The following is a 4,766-nucleotide window of genomic DNA, read 5'->3' as shown; positions in this document are numbered from 1 at the left end:
CATATTATATGGTTAAGTCCTCGATCTATTAGTATTCGTCAGCTCCACATGTCACCATGCTTCCACCTCGAACCTATCAACCTGATCATCTTTCAGGGATCTTACTAGCTTACGCTATGGGAAATCTCATCTTGAGGGGGGCTTCATGCTTAGATGCTTTCAGCACTTATCCCTTCCGCACATAGCTACCCAGCTATGCCCTTGGCAGAACAACTGGTACACCAGCGGTGCGTCCATCCCGGTCCTCTCGTACTAAGGACAGCTCCTCTCAAATTTCCTACGCCCACGACGGATAGGGACCGAACTGTCTCACGACGTTCTGAACCCAGCTCGCGTACCGCTTTAATGGGCGAACAGCCCAACCCTTGGGACCGACTACAGCCCCAGGATGCGATGAGCCGACATCGAGGTGCCAAACCTCCCCGTCGATGTGGACTCTTGGGGGAGATAAGCCTGTTATCCCCGGGGTAGCTTTTATCCGTTGAGCGATGGCCCTTCCATGCGGAACCACCGGATCACTAAGCCCGACTTTCGTCCCTGCTCGACTTGTAGGTCTCGCAGTCAAGCTCCCTTATGCCTTTGCACTCTACGAATGATTTCCAACCATTCTGAGGGAACCTTTGGGCGCCTCCGTTACACTTTAGGAGGCGACCGCCCCAGTCAAACTGCCCACCTGACACTGTCTCCCGGGTCGATAAGACCCGTAGGTTAGAATTTCAATACAGTCAGGGCGGTATCCCACCAGCGCCTCCACCGAAGCTAGCGCTCCGGTTTCAATGGCTCCCGCCTATCCTGTACAAACTGTACCAAAATTCAATATCAGGCTACAGTAAAGCTCCACGGGGTCTTTCCGTCCTGTCGCGGGTAACCTGCATCTTCACAGGTACTATAATTTCACCGAGTCTCTGGTTGAGACAGTGCCCAAATCGTTACACCTTTCGTGCGGGTCGGAACTTACCCGACAAGGAATTTCGCTACCTTAGGACCGTTATAGTTACGGCCGCCGTTTACTGGGGCTTCAGTTCAGAGCTTCGCTTACGCTAACCCCTCTCCTTAACCTTCCAGCACCGGGCAGGTGTCACCCCCTATACTTCGCCTTACGGCTTCGCAGAGAGCTGTGTTTTTGCTAAACAGTCGCTTGGGCCTATTCACTGCGGCTTTCCGTTAAGAAAGCACCCCTTCTCCCGAAGTTACGGGGTCATTTTGCCGAGTTCCTTAACCAGAGTTCTCTCGCACACCTTAGGATTCTCTCCTCGCCTACCTGTGTCGGTTTGCGGTACAGGCACCTTTTATCTCGCTAGAAGCTTTTCTTGGCAGCGGGGAATCAAAGACTTCGCTCCATAAGGAGCTTCCCCATCACAGCTCAGCCTTCACGATAAGCGGATTTGCCTACTTATCAGCCTAACTGCTTGGACGTGCACAACCAATCGCACGCTTCTTCTATCCTTCTGCGTCCCTCCATTGCTCAAACGATAAAGAGGTGGTACAGGAATATCAACCTGTTGTCCATCGCCTACGCCTGTCGGCCTCGGCTTAGGTCCTGACTAACCCTGAGCGGACGAGCCTTCCTCAGGAAACCTTAGGCATTCGGTGGACGGGATTCTCACCCGTCTTTCGCTACTCATACCGGCATTCTCACTTCTAAGCGCTCCACCAGTCCTTCCGGTCTGACTTCACTGCACTTAGAACGCTCCCCTACCACTGATACCATTGGTATCAATTCGCAGCTTCGGTGGTGTATTTAGCCCCGGTACATTTTCGGCGCAGAGTCACTCGACTAGTGAGCTATTACGCACTCTTTAAATGGTGGCTGCTTCTAAGCCAACATCCTAGTTGTCTAAGCAACTCCACATCCTTTTCCACTTAATACACACTTTGGGACCTTAGCTGGCGATCTGGGCTGTTTCCCTCTTGACTACGGATCTTATCACTCGCAGTCTGACTCCTAAGGATAAGTCATTGGCATTCGGAGTTTGACTGAATTCGGTAATCCGATGAGGACCCCTAGTTCAATCAGTGCTCTACCTCCAAGACTCTTACACTTAAGGCTAGCCCTAAAGCTATTTCGGGGAGAACCAGCTATCTCCAGGTTCGATTGGAATTTCTCCGCTACCCACACCTCATCCCCGCACTTTTCAACGTGCGTGGGTTCGGGCCTCCATTCAGTGTTACCTGAACTTCACCCTGGACATGGGTAGATCACCTGGTTTCGGGTCTACGACCACGTACTAAACGCCCTATTCAGACTCGCTTTCGCTGCGGCTCCGCCTCTTCAGCTTAACCTCGCACGGGATCGTAACTCGCCGGTTCATTCTACAAAAGGCACGCCATCACCCATTAACGGGCTCTGACTATTTGTAGGCACACGGTTTCAGGATCTCTTTCACTCCCCTTCCGGGGTGCTTTTCACCTTTCCCTCACGGTACTGGTTCACTATCGATCACTAGGGAGTATTTAGCCTTGGGAGATGGTCCTCCCAGATTCCGACGGAATTTCACGTGTTCCGCCGTACTCAGGATACATTCAAGAGAGAACGAAGTTTCGACTACGGGGTTGTTACCCTCTACGACGGACCTTTCCAGGTCGCTTCGTCTACCTCGTTCCTTTGTAACTCCGTATAGAATGTCCTACAACCCCAAGAGGCAAGCCTCTTGGTTTGGGCTATGTTCCGTTTCGCTCGCCGCTACTCAGGAAATCGCATTTGCTTTCTCTTCCTCCAGGTACTTAGATGTTTCAGTTCCCTGGGTCTGTCTTCCATACCCTATGTATTCAGGTAAGGATACCATACCATTACGTATAGTGGGTTTCCCCATTCGGAAATCTTCGGATCAAAGCTTACTTACAGCTCCCCGAAGCATATCGGCGTTAGTCCCGTCCTTCATCGACTCCTAGTGTCAAGGCATCCACCGTGCGCCCTTTCTAACTTAACCAAACTAAAATTAAAAAATATGAGCTACACTGTTATCTAGTTTTCAAAGAACATACATTTATATATGAGAGATAGTTCTCTCAAAACTGAACAAAACGAAACACGGAAACTTATATTGATGAACAGCGTTCATCAATTCTCCATAGAAAGGAGGTGATCCAGCCGCACCTTCCGATACGGCTACCTTGTTACGACTTCACCCCAATCATCTGTCCCACCTTAGGCGGCTGGCTCCAAAAAGGTTACCCCACCGACTTCGGGTGTTACAAACTCTCGTGGTGTGACGGGCGGTGTGTACAAGGCCCGGGAACGTATTCACCGCGGCATGCTGATCCGCGATTACTAGCGATTCCAGCTTCATGTAGGCGAGTTGCAGCCTACAATCCGAACTGAGAACGGTTTTATGAGATTAGCTCCACCTCGCGGTCTTGCAGCTCTTTGTACCGTCCATTGTAGCACGTGTGTAGCCCAGGTCATAAGGGGCATGATGATTTGACGTCATCCCCACCTTCCTCCGGTTTGTCACCGGCAGTCACCTTAGAGTGCCCAACTTAATGATGGCAACTAAGATCAAGGGTTGCGCTCGTTGCGGGACTTAACCCAACATCTCACGACACGAGCTGACGACAACCATGCACCACCTGTCACTCTGCTCCCGAAGGAGAAGCCCTATCTCTAGGGTTTTCAGAGGATGTCAAGACCTGGTAAGGTTCTTCGCGTTGCTTCGAATTAAACCACATGCTCCACCGCTTGTGCGGGCCCCCGTCAATTCCTTTGAGTTTCAGCCTTGCGGCCGTACTCCCCAGGCGGAGTGCTTAATGCGTTAACTTCAGCACTAAAGGGCGGAAACCCTCTAACACTTAGCACTCATCGTTTACGGCGTGGACTACCAGGGTATCTAATCCTGTTTGCTCCCCACGCTTTCGCGCCTCAGTGTCAGTTACAGACCAGAAAGTCGCCTTCGCCACTGGTGTTCCTCCATATCTCTACGCATTTCACCGCTACACATGGAATTCCACTTTCCTCTTCTGCACTCAAGTCTCCCAGTTTCCAATGACCCTCCACGGTTGAGCCGTGGGCTTTCACATCAGACTTAAGAAACCACCTGCGCGCGCTTTACGCCCAATAATTCCGGATAACGCTTGCCACCTACGTATTACCGCGGCTGCTGGCACGTAGTTAGCCGTGGCTTTCTGGTTAGGTACCGTCAAGGTGCCAGCTTATTCAACTAGCACTTGTTCTTCCCTAACAACAGAGTTTTACGACCCGAAAGCCTTCATCACTCACGCGGCGTTGCTCCGTCAGACTTTCGTCCATTGCGGAAGATTCCCTACTGCTGCCTCCCGTAGGAGTCTGGGCCGTGTCTCAGTCCCAGTGTGGCCGATCACCCTCTCAGGTCGGCTACGCATCGTTGCCTTGGTGAGCCGTTACCTCACCAACTAGCTAATGCGACGCGGGTCCATCCATAAGTGACAGCCGAAGCCGCCTTTCAATTTCGAACCATGCAGTTCAAAATGTTATCCGGTATTAGCCCCGGTTTCCCGGAGTTATCCCAGTCTTATGGGCAGGTTACCCACGTGTTACTCACCCGTCCGCCGCTAACTTCTTGAGAGCAAGCTCTCAATCCATTCGCTCGACTTGCATGTATTAGGCACGCCGCCAGCGTTCATCCTGAGCCAGGATCAAACTCTCCAATAAAGTTAGTTTGTCTAGCATCTAAAAATAAAAATTGACGTTTCACGTTGTTTGTTTCGTTCAGTTTTCAAAGAACTAATGGTGGAGCCTAGCGGGATCGAACCGCTGACCTCCTGCGTGCAAGGCAGGCGCTCTCCCAGCT

At 51.4% G+C, this 4,766-nt stretch carries 2 rRNA genes; both read right to left on the bottom strand.

The window, feature by feature from the left end:
- Positions 1-8: 8 nt before the first annotated feature.
- Positions 9-2,930 (bottom strand): 23S ribosomal RNA (locus ACO6VM_RS27540).
- 145 nt (positions 2,931-3,075) lie between these two features.
- Positions 3,076-4,627: ribosomal RNA gene (locus tag ACO6VM_RS27535) — 16S ribosomal RNA — on the bottom strand.
- Together the 16S and 23S rRNA genes form the textbook arrangement of a ribosomal RNA operon.
- Positions 4,628-4,766: the final 139 nt, after the last annotated feature.

It is taken from the genome of Pseudomonas sp. GZD-209 (assembly GCF_049310485.1).
Classification (GTDB): Bacteria; Pseudomonadota; Gammaproteobacteria; order Pseudomonadales; family Pseudomonadaceae; genus Aquipseudomonas; species Aquipseudomonas sichuanensis.
The sequence above is the reverse complement of the archived record's forward strand: the minus strand, read 5'-3'. Positions and strand labels throughout refer to the sequence as shown.